At 32.0% G+C, this 24701-nt stretch carries 16 protein-coding genes and 4 pseudogenes; 1 reads left to right on the forward strand and 19 read right to left on the reverse strand.

Features of this window, described 5'->3' with window-relative positions; all coding sequences use genetic code 11:
- The first annotated feature begins 189 nt into the window (after positions 1-189).
- Positions 190-1950: a peptidoglycan D,D-transpeptidase FtsI family protein gene (locus ABH957_RS17570; RefSeq protein WP_404490966.1), complete on the forward strand. Its 1761-nt coding sequence runs from the start codon at positions 190-192 to the stop codon at positions 1948-1950.
- 11 nt (positions 1951-1961) lie between these two features.
- Here ABH957_RS17570 and ABH957_RS17575 read toward each other — a convergent pair whose 3' ends face one another.
- The 19 genes and pseudogenes from ABH957_RS17575 to ABH957_RS17665 all read right to left on the reverse strand — a co-directional run bounded on the left by ABH957_RS17575 (position 1962) and on the right by ABH957_RS17665 (position 24585).
- Positions 1962-2789, reverse strand: coding sequence for an SH3 domain-containing protein (locus ABH957_RS17575; RefSeq protein WP_002127459.1), 828 nt, complete (start codon positions 2787-2789; stop codon positions 1962-1964).
- Positions 2779-3312: an RNA polymerase sigma factor gene (locus ABH957_RS17580; protein WP_002127457.1), complete on the reverse strand. Its 534-nt coding sequence runs from the start codon at positions 3310-3312 to the stop codon at positions 2779-2781. The genes ABH957_RS17575 and ABH957_RS17580 overlap by 11 nt, the downstream gene beginning before the upstream one ends.
- A 203-nt stretch (positions 3313-3515) precedes the next feature.
- Positions 3516-4196: a lipoprotein BA_5634 family protein gene (locus ABH957_RS17585; RefSeq protein WP_002127456.1), complete on the reverse strand. Its 681-nt coding sequence runs from the start codon at positions 4194-4196 to the stop codon at positions 3516-3518.
- Between the two features lie 35 nt (positions 4197-4231).
- Positions 4232-6169, reverse strand: coding sequence for an FtsX-like permease family protein (locus tag ABH957_RS17590; protein WP_404511872.1), 1938 nt, complete (start codon positions 6167-6169; stop codon positions 4232-4234).
- Positions 6144-6914: an ABC transporter ATP-binding protein gene (locus ABH957_RS17595; protein WP_404455299.1), complete on the reverse strand. Its 771-nt coding sequence runs from the start codon at positions 6912-6914 to the stop codon at positions 6144-6146. The genes ABH957_RS17590 and ABH957_RS17595 overlap by 26 nt, the downstream gene beginning before the upstream one ends.
- A gap of 128 nt (positions 6915-7042) precedes the next feature.
- Positions 7043-8029 (reverse strand): sensor histidine kinase, encoded by a 987-nt coding sequence (locus tag ABH957_RS17600; protein ID WP_002017026.1) that lies wholly within the window; start codon positions 8027-8029, stop codon positions 7043-7045.
- Between the two features lie 2 nt (positions 8030-8031).
- Complete coding sequence (locus ABH957_RS17605; protein ID WP_404490970.1) at positions 8032-8736, reverse strand: response regulator transcription factor; 705 nt, start codon at positions 8734-8736, stop codon at positions 8032-8034.
- A 395-nt stretch (positions 8737-9131) separates the two neighbouring features.
- Positions 9132-11105, reverse strand: a complete 1974-nt coding sequence (locus tag ABH957_RS17610) for a penicillin-binding transpeptidase domain-containing protein (protein WP_404490971.1) — start codon at positions 11103-11105, stop codon at positions 9132-9134.
- Between the two features lie 451 nt (positions 11106-11556).
- Positions 11557-12150, reverse strand: a complete 594-nt coding sequence (locus tag ABH957_RS17615) for an SGNH/GDSL hydrolase family protein (RefSeq protein WP_404511873.1) — start codon at positions 12148-12150, stop codon at positions 11557-11559.
- 170 nt (positions 12151-12320) lie between these two features.
- Positions 12321-13352, reverse strand: a pseudogene (locus ABH957_RS17620) (VanZ family protein).
- 162 nt (positions 13353-13514) lie between these two features.
- A pseudogene (locus ABH957_RS17625) lies at positions 13515-13646 on the reverse strand (Fic family protein); the annotation flags it as partial.
- An 89-nt stretch (positions 13647-13735) separates the two neighbouring features.
- A complete protein-coding gene (locus ABH957_RS17630) occupies positions 13736-14893 on the reverse strand; it encodes an acyltransferase family protein (protein ID WP_404490974.1) in 1158 nt (385 codons plus the stop codon).
- Between the two features lie 142 nt (positions 14894-15035).
- Complete coding sequence (locus tag ABH957_RS17635) at positions 15036-15551, reverse strand: transglycosylase SLT domain-containing protein (protein ID WP_016126958.1); 516 nt, start codon at positions 15549-15551, stop codon at positions 15036-15038.
- 754 nt (positions 15552-16305) lie between these two features.
- Positions 16306-17619, reverse strand: coding sequence for a D-alanyl-D-alanine carboxypeptidase family protein (locus ABH957_RS17640; protein ID WP_404455290.1), 1314 nt, complete (start codon positions 17617-17619; stop codon positions 16306-16308).
- A 523-nt stretch (positions 17620-18142) separates the two neighbouring features.
- Positions 18143-19227, reverse strand: a pseudogene (locus tag ABH957_RS17645) (sensor histidine kinase).
- Positions 19224-19910, reverse strand: a pseudogene (locus ABH957_RS17650) (response regulator transcription factor). The pseudogenes ABH957_RS17645 and ABH957_RS17650 overlap by 4 nt, the downstream one beginning before the upstream one ends.
- A 344-nt stretch (positions 19911-20254) precedes the next feature.
- Entirely contained in the window at positions 20255-21421 is a 1167-nt protein-coding gene (locus ABH957_RS17655) for a hypothetical protein (RefSeq protein WP_404511874.1), read from the reverse strand.
- 538 nt (positions 21422-21959) lie between these two features.
- Positions 21960-23807: an FtsX-like permease family protein gene (locus ABH957_RS17660; protein ID WP_404511875.1), complete on the reverse strand. Its 1848-nt coding sequence runs from the start codon at positions 23805-23807 to the stop codon at positions 21960-21962.
- A 16-nt stretch (positions 23808-23823) separates the two neighbouring features.
- On the reverse strand, positions 23824-24585 hold the full coding sequence (locus ABH957_RS17665) for an ABC transporter ATP-binding protein (RefSeq protein ID WP_404511876.1): 762 nt from the start codon (positions 24583-24585) through the stop codon (positions 23824-23826).
- Positions 24586-24701: the final 116 nt, after the last annotated feature.

Raw genomic sequence — 24701 nt, forward strand, 5'->3', positions numbered from 1 at the left:
CTAAACTGTATAATGACTCATATTAAACTTACACATAGACTTACTATTAACATGTACTTTTTTTCATACTGATTGTTCCTTTCTTCATGCTGTAATACTTAATAGACAATCTAAATCATAAAGTTGTTCCACATTTACAAAAAAAATAATTAACTATAAGATGGAATAGGCTACATAAGGGAGGGTTATATGTTACATACGAAAAGATGGAGATTTTTTGCGGTTCTTTCTATTGTAAGTGTGATTTTACTAATTTTATTAAAAATCAACTTCATTTCAATTACTATCGCAACTTCTTCAGCTGAAAGAGGAAAAATTCTTGATCAAAATGGTGTAATACTAGCTACAAATAAGAAAGTTAAGTCTCTATATTGCACTTCTAATGATGAAAAACTATCGAATAAAGATACATCAAACACATTAGCTTTTTTCAATCAATTTTCAAACGAGTTTCAACATGACATTTCTACAGAGGACATAAAATCTCAATTACAACAATCCTGTAATAAGCAGACTATGAATGAAATATCCTTATACTCTGATATAAATGAAAATGAAATTTCATTCATAAACAAGAATAAACCTAAAAATGTAGTGATCAAAGACGAATTCATTCGATATTATCCAAAGAACGAAATTGCTTCACAAGTAATTGGGTATGTAGAAAATGACCTTAATTCTAAAAATGTACCTGTTGGTAAAAGTGGGATTGAGTTTCAATATGAAAATGATTTAAAAGGAAAACCCGGAAAAACTCTGATTTTTAAAATGAATAATAAAAAGTTCTTATGGAACATTCAAAAAGTACAAAAAGGAAAAGATGTCCGGCTAGCTTTAGACTCTAAATTGCAGCAAAAAACAGAGGAAGCACTAAGATCTCAAATTAAGAAAGTACCTGATGCTAATGCTGGTTATGCAGTAGTAACCGATGTAAAAACTGGCGCAATATTAACTATGGCCAATTCGGCAGTTTTTGATCCAAATATATTAAATACACATGTATCATCTAAAAAAGAAAACATTAAATCCCTTTCGCAAAATAAAGCGATTCAAAAATTAAAATATGGTGAATCTTATGTAAATATGGCCTCTACTATAAAGCCACTTACTATTTTAATCGGATTAAACGAAAAGCTTTTTCAACCTGAGGATACATATTTGGATAATGGTAGTTTTCAGTATGATAATCAAAATAACATCACCAATGCTCCTGGAACACCAACAGGTGAAATTACACCGAGTCAAGCTATCATTAATTCATCAAATACATTTATGACAGCAAAAGTAGCTCTCCCCTTATTCAACCGAAATAATGGGAATATAGAAAAAGTAGCAAATATATGGACAGATTATTTAAAGCAATTTGGCCTCCGCTCTAAAACTGGTATTGATTTACCCTTTGAAGAAGACGGAGAATATGAATTTCATCCATCTAATAAGTTTGAAAATGGAATCTCTGCTTTATTAAATGCATCTTGGGGAGGAAATGAAGTACACACCCCTCTACAACTTGCTCAATATGCAGCAACTTTGGCAAGTAAAGGTGATAAATATAAACCTCAAATCGTAAGTGCTATTATTGGTCAAGACGATAAGGAAACAAAAAAGTTTAAACCACTCTTAGAAAGTTCAAATCGTTATCCTATGAAATTTTGGAGTGTCGTGCAAGGTGGGATGAGTCAAAATATAGAGGAGATTAAAAACTTGCCCTTTCATGTCGCGGGTAAAACAGGGATAACTGGCTCTCCGAACGAGCAAGAAAGAATGATAAATCATTCTCTTTTCATTGCATATGCTCCTACCGAAGATCCAAAAATTGCTATTTCTGTCGTTATTCCTGGTAGTAATTCGGAAAAAAATATTGCTGCTCTCGTTACATCAGAAATTTTAGAGTGCTGGAATTCACTTCAAAAAGAGGATAAAGATAAAGAGGAAGGTTCATTAAAGTGAACCTTCCTCTTTTACCATATAGAATCTATATTCGTTATTTCCCATATACCTTCATCATTCTTTTCAAATATGAAAGAATATTTAATATCAGTTAAAACATACTCTTTTTGTACATATCCAGTATAACCGTTAATTGTCGATACTTTTATAAATCCATCATTCTGTACTTTTTCTGGAATCAAAGCTTTTACCATTTCATTAGATACTTCATATAAAACTTGTGATTCTCGTTTTGGTTCAGCTAAAATTTTCGTTTTATTTCCAGTAACAGTTGCATATATAAAATGCGATTGCTTTGGTTGGTTACTTTCTGTCAATCCACTTGGTACTTTGTATGCTTTCTTTGTATCATTTGCAAATTCTCCCCCCATTGTAAGAGCGACTTGCAACTCATGAAAAATATCCTCATCAAACTTCAATTCATCCTTCTGATAACTTTTCCCTTTAAATAGAACTTCATCATTTAACGCTCTATACAGGTCATTTTCATTTTTTGAATTTGTACTTCGATATAACTCATTCATAAATTGTTTTAATGATGGATCTTGAGCAGACTCATCTTTTGTTTTAGGCTTAATTTGAGTACTACTTTGTACCGGTGATTTATTATCATCAAGCCAAGGTTGTTGAACAATAAAAAATAACATTGTACAAACCAAAACAACTACAATAGGCAATGCTTTTTTACGAAATGGTCTCTTGTATGGTACAGAGTCTACTTCACTATTTTGGTATATCGATTGCTTTATTTTATAAATAAATGCTTCTTCATCTTTACGACGCTCCATTGGTCCATTTTTTAATTTGCTATACCAGTCAGGATTTTTTTTACTGTTCATCACTTCTACCCTCCCCTATTAATTTTGAAACTTTACTTCTTGCTCTGCTTAACCTAGATTTGACTGTTCCAATGGATACACCTAATGTTTCAGCCATTTCTTCATAAGATAATTCATATTTCGCGTCCAATATTAGTATTTCGCGGTGTTTTTTAGGTAGTTTTAATACAACATCCCACACATCATTCATTTCCTCTTGATTAAAAAATTCTTGTTCTGCCGATGGAGATTGCTTATCGTCACTAAAAAATCCCACTAAAGATATCCTTTTAAAATAAGAGGATTTCAAATAGTTTATTGCCGTATTTCTTGTAATTTTTAATATCCACGTTTTAATAGATGACTCCTTTCGAAACGAATTCCAATGTTTAAAAACCTTAATAAATACATCTTGTGTGATGTCATCTGATAAGTGTGGATCTTTCGTAATAATAAATGAATAATTCCATACATCTTGCCAATAGTCTTTTATAACATAGTCAAGCTCATCATGATTACATTTTTCAATAAACTTCTGTTCCATTTCCACACCTCAAACTTATTTGAATAAACATAAAGCTGCCCTCACTTTTAATATGGTTTCAATATATAGACATGATACAAGTTTCATTTGTTCCATTGTTTATCTTTTTTTTCGACAGATGATATTTCTAAAAAAATGTAATAAAAAAGACCAGGATAAATTCTTAAAATCATCCTGGTTTTTCTGTATTAAATATATTTTCATTATTTTTTTATAATAGAAACCGCATCTAATACATCCACTTGACTCCCCATAGTTTTAGTGAGTTTTTTCCATTCAGTTTCTGCTTGTACAGCCGTAACATCATCTGTGTTATATGGTCTATCTTCACCATACGATTTATTGAAATGAAGGATTTCCATTGATGTTTCATTTACAGGGATTTGATTGAAAGTAGTATTGTCAACAATTACAATCAGCTCCTCATAATCTGAATTACGATAGTGACCAAACCAAGTATCGCTAGCATACTGGACTTCTATTTTCTTTTCATTAATTGTTAATTCCTTAATTTTTTTATTTTTCTTACTAGCCAATAATACAGCTTTACCTTTTGGAGCAGAAGGTAATGACTTTATTGGATCTGAACTCCATACTTCATTATCATTATCTGATTCTCTCAACACACCTATCTCAACCATTTTCTCTGCAGTTTTTCGTTCCATAATTAATAGTTGTTTACCGCCAGTTTCTGCTTTTTTCACTTTATATAAAGTGTTGGTCTTAATTTCACTTTTATGTTGACTTACTATTTCTTTTAATGATTGTTCTTCCCCAATCAATAAAGCGGCATTCCTTGGTTCTTCTTTCTTTCCAAAAGAACAAGCCCCTAACATAGAAATTGATACAACTCCTGCCATACACACTTTCATTACTTTTTTCATTTCTTTTTCTCCTCTTTGCTTGTTTTATCAATACGTTACATGATTTTTTTATATAACCGTTGTAAATAACGCCAACGGACAGTGAAAAAGTACACACTTTGAATGGATATAAAGGCTAGTATAATTAAAATGGACATCTTTAAAACAGAGAAGTCAATTAGCTGTTGCAAGGCTATAAAAGCGACACCACTATGAATAATCGCTATAATTAAAGGCAAGAAGAACATTAACGTAAGCTGACGCGTTACGATTTTCTTTAGCTCTCTTCTACTTAGACCGACCTTCGCAATCATTTCATATTGTTGTTGTTCCCTTTCTAAATCTGCATATAGCCTGAAATATAAAAGACTGGCTGCGAACGTAAAGAATACGATCCCTACTAATACACTGACAATAAGTAAAATACCGTTCTCTTGTTTCGAAAAAATCCATTCAGAATACAATGCTTTAAAATAATGATGTGCTTGCACCGAATTATTATTACCCATTGTTGCTTCTAATTTTTTTGTAACCACTCTTGATTTCTCCCAATTTTCCACTACAAATCCATATTGACTTTTCATTACGTAAGAATCATCTTCTGTCTTTCTATTCGGGATTGTATCGTACAAAGAATCCGAAACAACAATAATAGCTCCAATTGTATTTGGGAGAACTATATACGGGACTGCCTTCTTGACCCCAAGGGACATCTCTAAGTTTTCCTGTACTACATCTATTTTCTCGGGTATATCTTTTCCTCTTGCATACTTTTCTTTTTGCGAAATTATTGAGGGTACTATAATCGCTTCTTGATCATTATCTATCTTTTCCATTTCATACCCGAAGATTTTTGCAAACTTGTTATACTCTGATACTTTGATTAGCACTAAATTATTTTCCGTGAATTTAGGATTCGTAACCGCTACCTGATAAGAAAAATTTGAACGAGTGAGTTGTTTTTTTATTTCTGTAATGTGCTCTCCTTCTTGGGGATTCTCGCCTAACGAGGTATAGGTAAATGCAAATGGATTGATCATCTCCGTTAATCCCTTATTTCCCATTGCTAAACATGTACCAATTCCTGTGAAAGCCACCGCGGAAACAATCGCTAGCATAAAGAACATAGTTGCATTATCCTTCATACGATAAGCCAATTCAGATATGGTAAGTAGGTTCGTTTTATTAAAAAATACAGTGTCTTTTTTCTTTAAGACACGTATTACATACACGCTCAACTGTGAAAATAGAAAATATGTCCCTACCACTACAAAAACTACTCCTCCAAGTAAGTAAGGCATAATGAAGTTTCTTTCTAGTACGAAATAGAACACACATCCATACCCTAACCCAATTAATAATACGGAAAGGAATGCTAATGCTTTTGATGCCTTTGGCTCTGGTTTTGGCTTTTCCTCTGATTTCATCAAATCAATTAACTTGTTTGCTTTTACCATTTTAGAAGTAAACAACGAAATGACTAGAAACAGAATCAAAAATGCGCCAGTTGTCGTAAAGACAGCTTTTATAGGAACGTAAAAAGGAAGACCCTTATCAATCGCTAATATATTTTCACTTGCCAATAAATTGAGCTTTGAAAATATCAAACCAATTAAGATACCAAGTGTAATTGAAGCGACTCCAATTAACATATTTTCTAAAAAAATTAATTTATTTAACTGCGCCGGTGTCATACCATGCATGATTAAAATTCCAAATTCTTTTTTTCTTGTTTTTAAAAAAGAACTCACCGAATATAAAAGAAAGAAGAATGAAAATACAAAAATGAGATATTGAGAGATTTGCATCCCCATTGTTCCTAAAAGGCTCATTGTTTTACTTGTGGAGGCTAGTTCTCCTTGTAAATCAGGATGAAAAAGTAAGAGTGAATATGTGAAAAAAACCATAACTGAAAATGAGCTACTTAGAAAGTGTGCAGCATAAGTCCGCTTACTTCGAATGATATTATTAAAAGCGAATCTTTGAAAAGTCATGCTTACGACCTCCTAGTAATGCAAGTACATCTATAATTTTTTGATAAAACATTTGTTGGTTTTCTCCGTTATAAATTTCGTTATATAATTTTCCATCTTTAATAAATACAACGCGATCACAAAAACTTGCAGCCACTGGATCGTGCGTAACAAGCATCATTGTTGCATCTTGTTCTTTATTTAATCGTTTTAATAACTCCATTACATCATTAGCCGCTTTTGAATCTAAGTTTCCTGTCGGCTCATCTGCAAGTAATAATTTAGGTTTATGAATTAGAGCACGTGCAATTGCTGTTCTTTGTGCTTGTCCGCCCGATATTTCATATGTTCGTTTATTTAATATATCTTGAATGCCTAATTTTTCTGCAATACCTTCTACACGCTGATTCATATCCTCAACTTTAGTACCATCTAACGTCAGAGGAAGAACAATATTTTCTTTTACAGTTAATGTTGTAAGAAGATTGAATGCTTGAAACACAAAACCTAATTCACGTCTTCGAAATAATGCCAGTTCATTTTGAGATAATTGATATGGATTTTCTCCATTAATCAATATTTCTCCTGATGTGGGAGAATCAATAGTAGAAACCATGTTCAACAAAGTAGTTTTTCCACTTCCTGATGGTCCCATTATTCCTACAAACTCCCCTTTTTTCACACTCAAATTAATGTCGGTGAGCGCTTCATAAGATACCTTTCCTGTATAGATTTTACTCAGTTCACAGACCTTTAATATTTCCATATCGTTTTGCTCCTTTTTATCTTTTAATAACCTAAGTTTATCTAAGCGTCCCTTCTTCTCATATCGATTAACCTTTCATATATCTAACAGGTCTGTAATGTTTCTGAAAAGTCAAACTAAATACCGTTCTAACGATTTGCATAAGGGAAAATAATACAGATTGTTGTTCCTTTTCCTACTTCCGACTTTATTTCAATATCATGTTCCAATCTTTTTATAATATTTTTCACAAGATATAATCCCATCCCAGTAGATTCCTTAAATTTCCGACCGTTTATTCCCGTATAAAATGGGCGGAATACTCTTGGGAGGTCTTCTTTTGGAATTCCCACACCATGATCGTGTATTTCAAGGATTACTGAGCGCTCTTCTTCTAATGTAGTAATAGTAACGTTTTTTCTACTTCCTGCTGAATACTTAATGGCATTGGATATCACTTGATGAATAACAAACCGAAGCCACTTTCTATCGGTTTCTACCATAATAGTTTGTTTTACTTTTACTTCTGGATAAACATAGCTACGGATAAACAGACGTTTATTTTCACGGATTACTTCTTGAACGATTTCCTGTAACGAAACTCTTTCCACATAAAAATCTTGCTCAAACGTTTGTAATCGCGCCATATATAAGACCATTTCTAATCCGTACTGCATTTGATCTACTTCTTCCACAATACTTTCAAAAACCTCCCCATTCTCTTCTTGTGTGATCAGTTCAATAACTGATAGGGGCGTTTTCATCTGATGCACCCATTGATTAATAAATGTAAGGTGCTCTTTTTGTTTATATTCCCAAGTCTTTAACTGTTGATGATATTGACTGTATTGTGTCTTTAACACACGCTGAAGTGCTACTGATAATGGAGTGGAATCGAGTTCTTCTAAGGAGTCCTCTAATGTTTCAGAAGGGTTGGATAATTTGTTATAAAATCTACGATGGCTAAAGTAGCGATAAAGTAAAAACGCAATTAAAAAGCATCCTCCTAAAAACACACTATATAACGCAGTAGATAAGTGGTTATATCCATCCAGCCAATAAACAGTTAGAACGACAAATAGCTGAATGATTGAGAAACAGATGAAAGGGATATGTTCACGTAAAAATAAATTCATTATTATACCTCATCATTCTTCCAAGTTATTTTCAAACGATATCCAGCACCACGAACTGTTTCTAATGCATTTTTTATTCCGATTTCCTCTAATTTTTTTCGGACACGTGTAACATTTACACTTAACGTATTATCATCTACATACGTATAGTCATCCCAAAGTTTTTCTAAGATTTTCTCTCGACTAACAATACTAGGAGATTGTCGTAAGAGAGTTTCTAGTAAAACAGTTTCTTTTTTTGACAGTATACACATGCTATCATTTAGCTTTAATTCCATTTTTTCTGGATAAAGTATTAAACCGGATTGCTGAACAACTCTTTCTTCCGCTTTCGGTGCGTATTCTCCGTAAATTCTTCGAAGATGACTTCGGATTTTTGCCATTACAACTTCATAATGAAACGGTTTAGTGATATAATCGTCTGCACCATGTTCAAGTGCCATAACTTGCTCCATCTCTCCACTACGTGCTGATATAAATATAATGGGACAAGTAGAGACCGTTCTAATTTGTCGGCACCAGTAGAAACCATCAAAACTCGGTAAATTTACATCTAATAAAACTAAATCAGGTTGAATTTTTTCAAAGTTAGCCAAAACATTTTCAAAATCCTCTGTAATATTCCCTTCATACCCGTACTTATTAATATGGGATTGAAGTAGTTTAGAAATTTTTTGGTCATCTTCTACAATCATGATTTTATACATATATTTAGCTCCTTTTATTTATGTATCTATTTATTATCTAGAAATATCTAATTAATACTTTTATCTTTTAGTATAAAGAAATTCCCCTCTTACTTATATTGAATAACCTTACTTCAAACTAACAGTTTTGTAATATTTCTGAAAATAAAGTTAAGTATAATAGCTCTTATTTTTTAAATTTCAATTATCTAATTTAACATTTTAAAATTTGTTGTTTTATAATTTTAAAATAAAAAATAATCGTATTTAATTGTGTAAAAAACACGTAATTAAATACGATTATTAAAATCATAAAATCTGCGTTTAGACATAAATTAACCGATTCCTAATATAATCTTGAATCGGTAAGGTTTGTATATTTACTAAAGAAGTAAATTTCACCTTCTAATTAAGTATTATTTCTGAAAAACATGTTTTATTTTTTCACCTGGAACGTTGCTCCCGCCTCTTCCTTTTACATCTTCAATCATCATGGTAACAATCATGTTTGGCGTGCTTGCATCGAAAGCTGCAAACCAACCAAGTTCTTTACCCTCTGCTTCTTTCGATTCTTTCAGTTCTGCTGTACCTGTCTTACCAGCGAGAGTTATACCATCAACTTTAGCAATTCTCCCAGCACCATCAGGATCATTAATAACCTTTATTAACGCACTTTTTAATATCTCTTGATTCTTGGTAGAAATCACATTTTCTTTCCAATTTCCCGCTTCTTTTGTTTTTTTTATAAGATGCGGTGACGGAATGTTACCCTCATTGACAATCGGTGCATAAGTCAATGCTAAATGAAGAGGTGTCATTAATACTTGTCCTTGTCCGTATCCCGTGTCTGCTAATTGAATATCATTTTTTATCCCATCTTTTGCAATGATTGAAATAGGGAATTCGTATTCAATTGGTAATTTTTCATGAAATCCGTATTTCTTAAATTCATTTACATACTGATCTTTTCCTATTTTCAAAGCTTGTTGAGCAAAATAAATATTATCAGAGTACTTCATTGCCTTATCAAAATCAACTGGACTAGCATCCTTCACACGTGTTACATAATAATTTCCCCAAGATGAATCTTTTGTCCACTTTAATCCTTGAATTCTAAATTCTTCCTTAGGATTTATTGTGTTTGTTTCCAAACCAATTGCACCTGTTATCGTTTTAAATACGGAACCTGGTACAAATGCTTGTGTGAAGCGATTCATCATTGGCAGTTTCGAGTCGTTATTCCATGCTTCCCGTTGAGCTTTTGATGCTCCTCTAACTATTGTATTTGGATTATAAGCAGGGCTACTTACAAGTGCGATTGTTTCACCAGTTTTAGGATTGACCGCTGCACTAGATCCTGCTTCATTTTTCATCTCATTAAAGATTTTTTCTTGAATTGCAGCATCAATTGTTAACGTAACATTTCCCCCTTCTTTTGCTTCTTGTTTTGCTACGTTTTTAATCTCTTTCCCGTTCTCATCTTCCATAAATACGCGTCCACCCTTTTTACCACGCAATTTATTCTCTAATACTTTCTCTAAACCTGTCTTACCCACTAAATCATCTGCTTGATAACCTTTTTTTTGAAGCGATTTTAACTCCTCTGCATTTACCTTTCCTATATATCCCGTTAAGTGTGCCGCTGCTTCTCCTAATGGATACGTACGAATATTTACTGGGCGAGATAAAACTCCTTCTAATTCAATATAATCATTCTGCCTGGTTCCCTCTTTTAAAATACCAATTGGTACAAAGGAATCTGGTTTTATCCATTTCGCTGCGAGCTTTTGATCGACCTCTTCTGTAGACATATCAAGTAATTGTGCTACTATTTCCTTTGTTTGCGCTGCCGTTTCACCTAGTTTCTCTGGAATAATTCCAACCTCAGTCGCTTTTCCATTCGTTGCAAGCCCTTTTCCATTTCGATCATATATTTCTCCGCGTTTTCCTTGCTCTGTTTGCATACGTACTTTATAATCTTTTTTCATACCTGGGAAAATGAAGTCTGGTGTCCAATCTATTTTCCAAGATTCCTTATCTTTATCTTTCACGAGTTTTGCTTCATGGATGAATGAAACAGTTCCTCCATCCGTATCCATATTAACTTCAAAAAGAAAAAGTTCTTTATCTTTATTATTCTCTCCTTTCATTTTAATTTTTAAATTCTTAACTCCTATACCCTCATAAATTTTTTGATATTTCTCTGTGAACTCCTTTTTAGAAATCGTTTTTTTTGCATGTTCTGATAAATGATCATACATATTTGTAAATTTTTTATCATTCCATAAATTGATATATTCTTCAAATGCTTGTTTTGAGGGTTCGTTTTTATTACATCCTACCAACATAATTCCGAAACAAAAGAAAAGTAGCATCCATATTTTTTTCAATTCAATCTTCTCCCTTAGTTATAAATGATTATTCCTTTCTTAATTTATTAAATAAAAAATGTTTTAACGCTTAATAGACAGTGTAAGTAATGAAATTGTTCCACATTTACAAAAAAATTTAATTTATGGTTAAGCTGCATTCAAAAAGGGAAGATTTTAAGATTCTTACAAACGACGAATATATTTAGCGAACGTTATCATTATTAGTGTTGTTTTAACAATTCATTTAAAATACCTTTTAGTTCATTTTCGCCAATTTCATCTTTTTTCTTTATAGATTATTGATACAAAAAAAGAATCCTTATACTAAGGATTCTGCAACAGAAAATAACAAAAATATAAACAATAAAAAGAATTACTTAAAGTATAATTTATAGGCACTCTATATCCTTCTTTTTCGCACCCAAACTCCCTGTACAGCATGCGACAGGAGTTTAGGTCATTCTAAAGCTTATTTAAAAGAGTCGTGTACAGGTAAACTACTAAAAATCAATTCAGCAACTTTTACATATCCTTTTGAGTTTGGATGAATTAAATCCGTAGACCAAAGCGTATTGTCATTAACTAAATGATGATTCCAAAAGTCAACATGATGAAGCTTATACTCTCTACTCAGTGAAAGTATAACTTCATTTGCCTCTAATAATTGTTCTTTTAATACTTGTTTTTTTTCAGAAGAAAAAGGAAGCCGAACTGTAAAATCTGGAAGGTTTGCTATAATAATATCAGCACCTGCTTTACTTAATGTATCTATCATAAATTCCATATCGTTCTTATATGCTTGATGATTCCAACGTCCTTTTAAAACATCGTTTGCACCTGCAATTAGACTAACCACATCTGGATTAAAAGTTAATGCCTTTTCCAATTGCTGTGAGCGAATTTCTTTAGTTACTAACCCACGCTTTGCAAAATTAGCATATTCTATATCGTTTACACACAGTTGAACAAAATGATCTACCCAGCTTTTTAATGCTATTCCCTCAACTTCATCCCCTATCCCCTCTGTAAAACTATCACCAATCGCTACAAATCGCTTCCACATATATAGTCCCCCTTTTTTGTTATTCATATCTACACTATACAATAGCCCACAGCGTAATTGTTCTTCTTAAATGTTTTTCAATTTCAATTAAATTCCATAGGAGATTTTTCAAATGAGCAAGACAACTCGATTAAACTATTTCACATGAACAAAAACATGAAAAATCTACGTTATCTTCTCGCAGAAATAGGTTGAGACCAACTATCTTTCCCATTATCATTTAAGCGTACTTGAAAAACATATATAGGTTGAGAAAAGCCTTTTGTATCAGCGTAGTAATCTATATTATAATCTGTAATGACTAATGTATCACCTGCTTTGAAAGATATTATAGGATCAAAGTCTCCTTGTTTTAGTTTTTGAAATACTTCTTTGGGAGACAGAATTTCGACATCTCGAATATGTGATTTTTTTGTAACTGGCTCATTGTCATTAGGCATTTTTGTAATTTCCTCTTTGTAAACAGGCATTTTATTACCTTCGTCTTTTAACTCTATTGATGTTTTTATAGTGACATCAGTCATGTCTGTTTTTGTAATGGGATCTAAAGGCATATTCCCAAATTCCTTCATTTGATACGAAATCATTATTCCAAGTGCAACAAAACTTACTGTAATCGGAAGAAATAAATATTTGGTCATTTGTGTATCTGTTTCTTTTTTCTTCAACAATATAAGAACTATATTTAACATAGAATATCCTAGCATCATTCCTAAAGTATTATGAAGTAAATCGGCTAGTTCCATACTTCCACGTTGCATTGTAAATTCAAGGATTTCAATCAATAAACTTGCTATAATTGAGCTGATTAACATCCATTTTGTTTTTTGAAAAACATTACTAAATAAAGGTAATAAAATTCCTAACGGAAAAAGCATACCTATATTCACAATGATATGGAAAAAAGAAGAAAATGAAAAGGTATTCCATGCTTTTTTATAAACACTAAGTACATCAAAGTCAATTGTTCTTGCGAAAGTTATATCATCTGGACGACCAAATGAAGTGGCTGATAATACAAGGGAATAATATCCTATTATCAATATAAACAATATAACTTATTGTACGGTAAATTCCCTCCCTCCTTTACATACCTTTTTGTATACTACAAAGTAGCTAAAAACAAAAATGAGTAGTAACAAGAATGTGAGTTGTATTGTAGGAATTGCAAAGGTAACAAGTAGTTCGGAAATAAAATTCATTTTACACCTCTGTTTTTACGAATAAAATATTCAATAGTTTTATATAACATTTTAGATATAGATAGCGATGTGTTGTTACCCCTAATAATTATTAATACAGAATTAAACCTGTATACATTGAGCATTTCTTCCTCTTGAAACCAGCTTTATTTGACCAAGCAGCTACAAGGAAACTAGCGTTTTACTAATTGTACTTTCGGCTATGTCTGGAAAAACGTTACGAAGATTCTCTTTAGTAAGAGGATTTTTGGAGTTAAGTATAAAATTAAAAATTTGTTCAATTTTAGTATATTTATATAGAATCCGTAATTGACCGATTCCTAATATACTTAGGAATCGGTAATATTCGTATATTTACTAAAGAAATAAAATTCCTTCAAGCATTACACTTTTTTTCGAAAATTTGTTGTTCTTTGTTTTGCCCAGTTGATACATTTCTTTTCAATTAAATGATACGAAACTATAGAAAAAAGTATTGTCATTGAAATACACAAAGCAAGAAGGAAAAAGATAGGTATCTTTGTATACAAAAGTTTAAATAGTACCATCATGATTGGAAAATGACACAAATAGATACTGTATGAAATTTCTCCTAAGTATACAAATACACTCTTATTTAAAAATGCTCTTACTTTTAGGTTACTCATGGCCATTATTATAAATATACTAACACCGATTACGACACCCCAATCTTTTAATAAGAAAGTAGTATCATTACGGGAAAAACCATAAATTAAAATGGAATATAAATATAGAATAATCCCTAATGCAATAAGAAATCCTTTATTAAATTTTTTCATATTCCTATATAAGTAGATAAGCTTTTCCTGATGCTTAAAAAGTAACATTCCAACCATAAACATCGATGTGAAATGCAGTGTATCGGCATAACCATTATAAAATCCCTCTGCTTTCCCTATATGCAACATATTAAGGAAAACACTAATTAAAGAAAAGCTCAAAGCAAATAGTATCGTTTTCTTCCAACTCAGTTTATAAAAAAGAAGGAATAACAAAGGAAACACAATAGATATACGCATTTCTTGAGCCAATGACCAGATAACTGGATTATAATTTTCCGTAAAAAAGTTATTAAGAAGCACAAAATGGTTTATAATATCTATTTTTGTTATAGACCCTTGCCACCTATCATAGAACCAATCCCGTAGTCCAGCCACTTCATACGGCGAAAACAAAATAAATAAAGCAAAGGTAATGATTATCCAAAAATAATAAGGAATATAGATTCGTACAAATCGCTTAATTAAATATCCCCAATAATTTGTTTTTGAATGATAAAGTGCCATAGATAACACAAAACCACTGAGTACATAAAAAACGATTACAGCTTCCCCGCCAGCCCATAAAAACCTAAGCGGGGAAAATTTAATAGAATTAGGCAACGATGGTAGCATTAAACAAAAATGTCCAAATACCACTGTCAGTGCCGCTAACCCTCGTATGGAATCTAATTCTTTTATTCTCTTACTCATAAAATGTTCTCCTTGTAAATTGTAGATTTTGCTGTTAATAAAGGCCACTATACTAGTGTAGTGGGAGAATTATACATATTGTTTCTTTAAATTCCTAATATAAGCAGTACAAAGTCAATCTATGCGTCTGTATAAGGGAACTTTCTTATTTAGGCATAAGTTATATAATAATAGAAAGAAAAAAGAAATTTCATTCTATAAAATCGTATTGTCGTTTAGAAAACATTTTAAAACTGTTTTCTAACCCCTCGTTATAGTCTGTCTGCTTATTTGTCCATTGAACACCCTTATTCCCAGGCCACCCTGAGGTATTAGCAACATGTTTTAATAGCTCTGGTCCTTTTAAATTTTGCTGTAAACCACGGTTATATGCATTTTTCATATTAGATATTGCAATTCGAGTATTAGTTTCTATATTTTTCAAATCTTCGTTCGTTAAATCTTTAGGTGCTAGTCCACCTCGATGGAGCTGAAACAGTCCAAATGATGTGCCCTGATCTCCGACTGCATTTTGATCAAACTTACTTTCATGGAATGCAATAGATAAAGGAATCCATGGTGGTATACCATGCTCTATTGATATTTGTTGAATCGTGTCTCTTACTTTAACTCGGTTAGTATGATGGTCATATGCGTATTTTGTAAGATATAGCCCTCCTGTTAAAACTAAAATAAATACTCCACTTTTTATTAATGGCCCTCTCATCGACGTCACCTCACTTGTCAGTATCAAAGATTGTCACTAGTAATCCTATCTTTTTGGGATATTAACTCGTAATCATGTATCATTTTGTTATTCTTTGTTTCATTAATTACCGATTTTCAGGTGAAATTATTAGTGGGTTCCCTCCATATAACATTCGCTTTTATCACTTTCGGTACAATTTACTTTTGTATGGGAGAGCGTTTTCTCTGTATGGTACCATACTTTTTTCTCGAATACCTTGCTTTTTTATTCGATTGAAATTAAAGAATAACTATATACATAGGGATACACGCTATAAAGAGATACTTAAATTTCTTTAAAAAATTCATTTTCTGGCCTCCATTTCTTTATATAAATAATTTAAAACAAAATATTTAATAGAAAGAAAAGATTTTATTAAATTTTTATAAAATTTAATAACAGGAATAAGTACCAGGTATTTATTTTTATTGTCACTTGATGGAATAATGAATGTGTTTTCATCATGTAACTTTATTAAACTAGCCTTGCACCAGAACCCTTTGAATCGAACAATTCATAATAAACGCCATCCTTTCTGTATATTTCTACAAAAAGAATAGCGTTTTTTGATTATATGGATACAAATTTATCTTAGCTTGATTGCAATACCGAAAGTTCCGAAGAACCAGATTTGAGAATTAATGCAATCTTCCATTCCAAGCCATCCACATAAGAATCTATAATACTTTGAAACCTTTTATTTCAGGCTAATATTTAGTTTTATCCTACAAAGTTAGCCTTTTACTATATCAACCGCACTATTCCACATACCGCTAAAGAAAGATCCTATTTCGCGCATAAAACGTGTAAACCAATTTGCTTGTTCTACTTCAGATTTTGTTACAAGATCTACTTGTAATGATTTACCTGATAAGAACCCAGGATCTGTAATATCTTTAGGCGATATAATCATTTGACTAATTGTTACACCTTTTTTAATAGGCGCTTCTTGTTCTTTATTCGATACTTTAAATTCTTTTTTATAAACGTCTTTGTTGCCCTTTGGCATTGGAAGTAAAATAGCTTGCTTCGTTTGAACAACTATATCTTTGTCCTTTGCATTTGCTACTCGCACTGTTTCATGACCTTTTACTACTGAATCTTTTCCATAGACCTTCTTCACTTCAAAATTCGCAAATCCATAATCATATAATTTCTTTGTTTCATCAAAACGTGCTGTATGAGAGTTTGCTTTTATAACTACAGAGATTAGACGCATACCGTTTTTTTCTACTGTACCAGTAAAACAATCTCCGGCTTCTGGAGTAGTTCCTGTTTTTAACCCATCTACACCTTCGTATTGCTTAATTAAGCCTTTTAACATCCAGTTAAAGTTCGTCATATCAATCGGATACTTGCCACCCTTTTGGAATGTTTTTTTAGGGATTTTTGCTGTATCTAATATTTTCGGGAAATCTTGAATAAGACGTTGTGCTAAAATCGCACAATCTCTTGCGGACATTTTATTTTTCTCGTCTGGAGTTGTCCCTTCTGGGTGATGTCCTTTTAAATCATGGTTTGTTAAACCTGTAGAGTTTACAAATTTATAATTTTTCATTCCAAACTCTTTTGATTTATCGTTCATCATTTTCACGAAATTGACTTCTTTTCCAGCAATCTCTTCAGCTAAAGCAATTGTTGCACCGTTTGCAGAGTAAATTACCATTGCCTCATATAACTCTTTGACCGTATAAGAGCCACCATTTTCTAATGGAACGTTTGATAATGAGCGATCTTGCGAAATCTTATATGCATATTCAGAAATTTTAACTTTTTGATCCCATTTAAGTTTTCCTTTATCCACCGCTTCATGAACTAAGTATTCACTCATCATTTTTGTCATACTAGCAATTGCTAATGATTCATCTGCATTTTTTTGATATAAAATTTTCCCGGAATTTGCTTCTACTAAAATTGCTGATCCTGCTTCTACGTCTATAGCAGGAACTGTTTCCGCTGATGCTCTTCCAAATGTAACGGCCATGCTACAAAATAGTGTAAGCACTGTTACTATTGTAATAAATCTCTTGCAAAACATACTTTTCACTTCTGTTACCTCCAATATCTTTGTACTCAAAAAAACGTTATTTTAACATAATCCTCCAAAAAATAGACAGCGTTATCAAATTCTATATACATATAAGACATTAGAACCACTTTCATATAGACCATCTCATCCCACCCTTTTAGGCACACTGACACTTAGTGTTCCCACACATATCCCTCTTTTTAATACCTTTGTATTTTTCGAAATGATCTGTACTTTCATATCTTTTAGGATTACACTTAATAGACAATCTAAGTAATACATTTGTTCCACATTTATAAAAAAATAAAACCAGTGTGCCCCGGTTGAATACCAAAACACACTGGTTGCTAAATTTACTATCGTCTCTTACATTATTCATATCAATGAACTTCCCCTTTATTCGATTAATTACTTTATAATAATAAATCAAATTAACTTATCAGTATCATGTCTACTATGAATGGCCTACTTAAATTATTAACTTAAGAAGTTTCTTAAGTTTAAAAAAAAGCTTATGGAACCTTTCATTCCATAAGCCATTCTATTTAATTGGATGTTCAACAATAAAGGACATCCAGCCTACTTTATATTCTGCATGTATATTACCATTATGAAGTTCAACAATTTTTTTTGAGATAGCGAGTCCCAGCCCATTTCCTTGATCATCTTTTCTTGCCTTATCACCCCTGAAAAACCTTTCAAATAATTTATTAGGATCGCTAACAGGCGGCTTCTCGACTTTATTTGATACTTTCAAAATTGCTTTGTTACCTATTAGTTCAAGACATATTGATAATTCGGATGGTTTCATGCTGTACTTTATCGCATTCATAAACAGATTTTCATAAACACGTACCATTTTTTCTACATCCATGAAAATAGGTATTGTTTCTTCCGTTATTGATTTTTGAACACTTAAACCTGCCTTTTCAAATATAGGAATATACTCTCCAACTATTTGCTCCAACAAGCCTGATAAATCAACTTCGTTAATGTTTAACTTAGCATCGATGTCTGATAAACGGGTGTACTCAAATAGTTCATCAATTAGATATTTCAATCTCTGTGATTTTAAATAAGTGGTTTCGAGATACTCCTGTAATTGTGCTTTACTGTCGTATTGCCCTCTTTTTAATAAATCTACATAACCGATAATAGATGTCAACGGTGTGCGTAAGTCATGAGATACGTTGGTTATGAGTTCATTTTTTGTACGTTCCAATTGTCTTTCCTGTTCAAATGTATTCTCCAATTCCTTGGACATATAATTAATATTTTGAGCAAGATGAGTCAATTCATCCTTTCCCTCAATCCCAATTGTCAAACCCAGTTTTCCATTGGCAATATCATTCACATTATCAGAAATGAGCTTCAAATATACTATTTTCTTTCGAACCAATATTAAAAAAATGATTATAAAAGTAAAGATCGCTAACGCAAATATAAGAAATGTAAGTATATTATTTTCAAATGTACTAAGATCATCAAGATAGTGATTTAGATTTAATGGTATTATAATATATATATAAAAGTGAGGATTGTTAAACCAAACGAAACAAAAAAACTAACTGCAACAGCACCAAGAAGTTTTATTATTACCTTATTTCTAAAACTAACCTTCTTCATATTTTGTACCCAATTCCCCAAACAGTTTTAATATAAATTGGATGTTTAGAATCCTCTTCAATTTTGTCTCTTATTTTTGTAATATGCACCATGACGGTATTATCCGATTTATAAAAAGCATCTTTCCAAACTGCTTCATATATTTTTGCAACACTCAGAACAATCCCTTTGTTACGAGCAAGTAGTTCGAGTATATCAAACTCTTTTGGAGTTAGCCTTACTTCCGTGCCTCTTATCCATACTTGACGTGTATCTGTATTTACGGTCAAATCACCAATTTCTAGGACACTTTTATCATTATCTGTATTTGTATTATATTTTTTAAACCTTCTTAATTGGGATTTTACTCTAGCGATTAACTCCAACGGATTAAACGGTTTTGATAAATAATCATCGGCACCAGAGGCTAAACCCTGAATTTTGTCTATATCCTCTGATTTTGCAGAAAGCATAATGATAGGCATATTTCGTTCTTCCCTAATCTTCATACACGCTTCAATGCCATCCATATTAGGCATCATAACATCCAAAATAATAAGATCGAATCGCTTTTCTTCTAACAGTTCTAACGCTTCAATAGCATCTTCTGCCTTTTAAGTTTTCAGACCTTCATTTTCCAAATATACAGAGATAAGATTTCTAATCTCTTTATCATCATCAACAATAAGAATTTTTGACTCCATATGATTCCTCCACATTTTTCTCATATTGAACAACTAAAAGCATAAGCAGACGGTACATTTCTATCCTCTTTTTTGTAAACCTGCAATTGAATGACCAAAAGTAACATAATCGATATAAAAGATAACGTCTTAAATATTGTTCAAAATTTTCTTTAGATCCATTTACAATTAATAATTTTTCTTCTTCATTAAATTTAGCTTTTAATAAAAAAAATTATTTTGAGATTCCTTCTTTTAATTAATTTTTTTTGATTACACCGGTAGTGTATATAACTTATAAAATGAAAAAAGAATCCTCTTCAATACGCTCTTTAAAGAAAATTCTTTTTCAAATCGTATTTTCTTTACTCGTTACCTATTTTCACCAGTTTTTCTCCTTGTTCTAAAAGTGTTTCATAGTCATTGTTCTCTTTAATTTCTTTGATTTTATTTTCAATTGTGGGCGTATTATTTATATTAAAGTACGTATTTAATACTTCATATGGTGTCTTTCCTTGTTTGATTGCACTATCTTCAATAGCTTCTTTCCATGGAATATTTACTTTGTCCATGCTTAATTCAAGGGCTGAACCAGTCTCATATCTCATATTCCGCTCTAAAAACCTTGGAGATTCTGCCTGTCCATTAGCAATGAAGTTGAACGCCTCCATAAAAGTAACATGATATGGCTTCTGTTTCTTTGCAAGTACCATAAGATTTCCACCAGTTAATTTACTATAACGATACTCTAAGTATCGTGCTGAACCTTCTATTGCTTCAGTTTTTGTTTCTCCAATTAATTGAGGCCATTTTTTATAGCGATAGTTACGTACAATTGTCCAATCATATAATGCCTGATTAATACTTTCTGGGTTCGTATCAATCATTGCTTTATCTAATAGCTTAAATTCTAATCCCATTAGCGCGTAATTTTCTTTATTAATCGGATATTCGTGAATAGACTCTCCACCATTTGCATCATATGTCCAATCTTTTTGTTTATAAGCATGAAAACCTTCATGTAATAAGAAAGATGAAAAATCAAAATATAAATCTGGATTACTAAACATTTTAGGATGATATTTTAAATAAAATACATCCATATCGTTAATATTTATTGTCCCAAAGTTCCAAGGAATCCAGGTAGAAATAGTTCTAAAATCAAAACGAGTTAAGCGATAGACTTTAGATAGATGCAGAGAATTTGAGACTTTTATTTCCTTTGCAAAAATACTATTTTCTAATCCCGTTACATTAACTGCATAAGCTTCTTGTCTAAAGAATCCCCCGTCTTTATTACTACGTATCAGAACCAATGGCATTTTTTCGAAGCGATAATCTTCATTCCAAAGTTTATCACTCGATTCTTCGAAGCTCTTATAAATAGTAGATAATTCTTTTAACATGTTTTGATCCGTGTTATCTAAAGACTTAAACTCTGTATGATATGTTTTATTTAAAATTATGCTTCCCAACATAATTCCTATAAATATTACTAATAAGATTAAAATTACCTTTAAAAATTTTTTCAACACACACTCCTTTTCTAAAACGATAATCCTTATGATGAATAAAGTTTACAAGTTTTATGTTTATTTACACTCTTTTGGTGCAAACCCAATTTTAAATAATAGCTATAATAGACACAATGAATACAAGATATTTTTTTGAAAATTGTTCTATCCTGTCAAAATTCCGATAATAGTTAACAATTAATATTGGATGATTATTCAATTTTATTGTAAGGGGATAGTGCAAGAGTTCCTACAAATAAGGTTAAAGTAGTACTCAATGTAGGAACGATGCTATTTTCCCTCTTCTTTTCCCTTCATTATTAAGATATAGAAAGAATAGTATTTTTCTCTTTTAATTGCTCATACATATCTTCTTGTAAGTTATACATGAAATGCGCCCCCTACTTGTATTTACTTTTTTTCTAACACTTTCTGCCGCTCATTGCTGCATATTTGTATCTCAAATCCACTTTCTATTTTGCTTACATGATATTTTTTCACTTCATCATAACGGGGGCCAATTATGATGATACTTAGTATACATAACATTATTACATTAACCTTCTTTCGGAAGTACAATTCTTTTATACAATTGAACTGTAATCCAGTAGTAAATCGAGTAAATCACTATGAAAATAACAATTGGTAACCAAATACGAAAATACGGATCGATTAAAAGAGGGCCAAACATATTCATACCAACTAATATGTGAACAATCCCGATAATTGCTGGGACTAAGAATACGAAGGATAACTCCTTATAAATCGATTGTGTTAATAATTCCTGGCGAACACCAATTTTATGAAGCATTTGGTAACGTATACTATCTTTAGATGCACCAGATAGAATTTTAAACATTAAGCAACTTGCCATCATTGCTAAAAACGCAATTCCAACGAAGAACCCCATAAACATTAGTCCGCTGGAAAAACCTTGATTTGCAATATATTGTTGATACTTACTATACAGCTCTTCAGATTTCACATTTTTATACTTAACTACCTGTAATTCATCAAGTTTTTTCCATTCTTTTAAATATGCTTCAAAATCATCTGTTTTCCCAATAAACACAGTACTTTCTTTACCTTTCATACTATCGTATATGTTTTGATCTACAATTTTTATTTTATGATCAGGATATATATAATTTGGCTGAATTGTTTCGAAAGCGTCGCTCCATTGTTTTGATTTTGCATCCTCTTTACCCCATTGTCTTGACAATGCAAATGCATCCATGGGAATCTCTTCTGAAACTTTCATTATCTTCTCATTTTTTCTATCTTTTACTAAAGGATGATTGTTCTCTAGCTCTTCTTTTATATAATAAACATACTTATCATCTACTTTGTAACGATATTCAAGTTTCTCTTGAAATAAAATACTACTCAAAATGTTCTTTTCTTCTGCTGTTGGATTATGAACTACCGAATCGTAAATTGTTCCTTTATCAGTCTGCTTTAAAACGTCGTTTTTAAATGCCATACCACACGCAATTCCACCTGCTCCAAGGGCTACTAAGATTGCTACCGTCGCAAGCACATTTGTTAAGCCATTAATGCGGAAGTTTAATTGAGCAAAGGTAAAAGCATTAAGCCCTTTTTCACTACGCTTTTTATTACTTTTTATTTTTTTTATCATAACTGGGAGAAGTGATCCAAACAACATGTAAGTACTAACAGTTGCTGCGATTAATCCAAGAGCCATTAATGTAGGAACGGTTCCTAGATTTTTTGCCTGTGGTATATAGAGCAATGATGCATAACCAATACCTAACAAAATCAGACCAAGTAATGCAACTACAACTGTCATTTTTCCTTTTACCGCGCCACGCTCTGTTTGTGCACCTGCATGTACAAGTTGTAATATAGAAATACGTGACAATTTAATACTATTCATACTTGCTGATAGTACAAATAATGCAAAGAAGAAGATGCAAGTAACGACCATTGATGGAATGTACAAAGCTTGGTAACCTTCTCCAGTCAACTCCAATTGTTTCATTAATAACTGTCCGATACCTTCTGCAAGTCCTACACCACTTGTAATCCCAATCACAAGTGACGCCGCACCTAATATAATTGTTTCAAGGAACATCAGTAATGTAACTTTATACTTTTTTGCTCCTAACATCATATACATACCAAACTCTTTTTGGCGAAGAGATAATAAGAAAGAGTTTGCATACATAATGTAAAAAAATGTTACAATCGCTAATAAAGAGGAACCTATTTGGAATATTAATACTATAGGACCAATGTTTGCATTAGATTCAAGGAACACTTTATTTAGTGATAGCGTTTGAAACATATAGAAAGTAGAAATAGATACAATAAGACCAATAAGTAATACAATATAATCTTGCAATTTACTTTTCAACCCTGACATGGAAAGTTTAAATAACATGCCCAAACCTCCTTTCTTACGCTTTTTGTGTGCCTAAATCTGCAAGCACGTCTAAAATTTCTTTATAAAACTCTTCACGTTTACCACCACGGTAAATTTCTTTATATAACTCACCATCTTGAATGAATAAAATACGCTGACAGTAACTTGCACTGTATGGATCATGCGTAACCATCATAATCGATACGCCTTGTTCTTTATTTAAATTTGTCATCGCATTAAGTAAACTAGTTGCATTTTTAGAATCAAGAGCTCCTGTTGGCTCGTCCCCTAAAATAATTGCAGGCTCATGCACTAACGCACGTGCTGCTGCTGAACGCTGTTTCTGTCCACCAGATACTTCAGATGGGTACTTTTGAAGTATTGTTACAATCCCTAACATATCAGCTACCTTTTCTACTTTCGGCCCAATTTTTCGTGATGGGACACCTTGAAGGGATAATGGAAGTGCAATGTTTTCGTAAATAGATAAATTCTCTAATAAATTAAAGTCTTGGAAAATGAATCCTAACTTTTGCGAACGGAAATCAGAAAGCTCACCTTGCTTCATTTTCGTAATATCCGTTCCTGCAATTTCAATAACGCCACCTGTTGCTTTATCAAGAGTTGAAATTACATTTAATAATGTCGTTTTGCCAGAACCAGATGGCCCCATAATCCCAACAAACTCCCCCTCTTGAATCGAGAATGAAACACCTTTTAATGCGCGTGATTGATTCTCACCTTTTTTACCGTACACTTTTTGAATGTTTTTTACGTCTACGACTTGTTTTATCATATATATCCTCCTACGTCTCTATGATTGATAAGCTACCGTTTGGGTTGTTTCTTTTTCTTTTTCGTTTCCACTTGCAATGCCTCATCTGTAAAAGTATTAAACTTGTACCCCACCAA

This window comes from Bacillus sp. RC242 (assembly GCF_044908245.1).
Classification (GTDB): Bacteria; Bacillota; Bacilli; order Bacillales; family Bacillaceae_G; genus Bacillus_A; species Bacillus_A mycoides.

What these genes read in the sequence shown, in the direction of transcription:
- ABH957_RS17615 (WP_404511873.1), bottom strand. Translation starts at nt 12,150, where the DNA reads ATGTGGAAGCGATTTGTAGCGATTGGTGATAGTTTTACAGAGGGGATA.
- ABH957_RS17570 (WP_404490966.1), top strand. Translation starts at nt 190, where the DNA reads ATGTTACATACGAAAAGATGGAGATTTTTTGCGGTTCTTTCTATTGTA.
- ABH957_RS17575 (WP_002127459.1), bottom strand. Translation starts at nt 2,789, where the DNA reads ATGAACAGTAAAAAAAATCCTGACTGGTATAGCAAATTAAAAAATGGA.
- ABH957_RS17580 (WP_002127457.1), bottom strand. Translation starts at nt 3,312, where the DNA reads ATGGAACAGAAGTTTATTGAAAAATGTAATCATGATGAGCTTGACTAT.
- ABH957_RS17595 (WP_404455299.1), bottom strand. Translation starts at nt 6,914, where the DNA reads ATGGAAATATTAAAGGTCTGTGAACTGAGTAAAATCTATACAGGAAAG.
- ABH957_RS17605 (WP_404490970.1), bottom strand. Translation starts at nt 8,736, where the DNA reads ATGTATAAAATCATGATTGTAGAAGATGACCAAAAAATTTCTAAACTA.
- ABH957_RS17585 (WP_002127456.1), bottom strand. Translation starts at nt 4,196, where the DNA reads ATGAAAAAAGTAATGAAAGTGTGTATGGCAGGAGTTGTATCAATTTCT.
- ABH957_RS17660 (WP_404511875.1), bottom strand. Translation starts at nt 23,807, where the DNA reads ATGTTATTTAAACTTTCCATGTCAGGGTTGAAAAGTAAATTGCAAGAT.
- ABH957_RS17590 (WP_404511872.1), bottom strand. Translation starts at nt 6,169, where the DNA reads ATGACTTTTCAAAGATTCGCTTTTAATAATATCATTCGAAGTAAGCGG.
- ABH957_RS17635 (WP_016126958.1), bottom strand. Translation starts at nt 15,551, where the DNA reads ATGAGAGGGCCATTAATAAAAAGTGGAGTATTTATTTTAGTTTTAACA.
- ABH957_RS17665 (WP_404511876.1), bottom strand. Translation starts at nt 24,585, where the DNA reads ATGATAAAACAAGTCGTAGACGTAAAAAACATTCAAAAAGTGTACGGT.
- ABH957_RS17600 (WP_002017026.1), bottom strand. Translation starts at nt 8,029, where the DNA reads ATGAATTTATTTTTACGTGAACATATCCCTTTCATCTGTTTCTCAATC.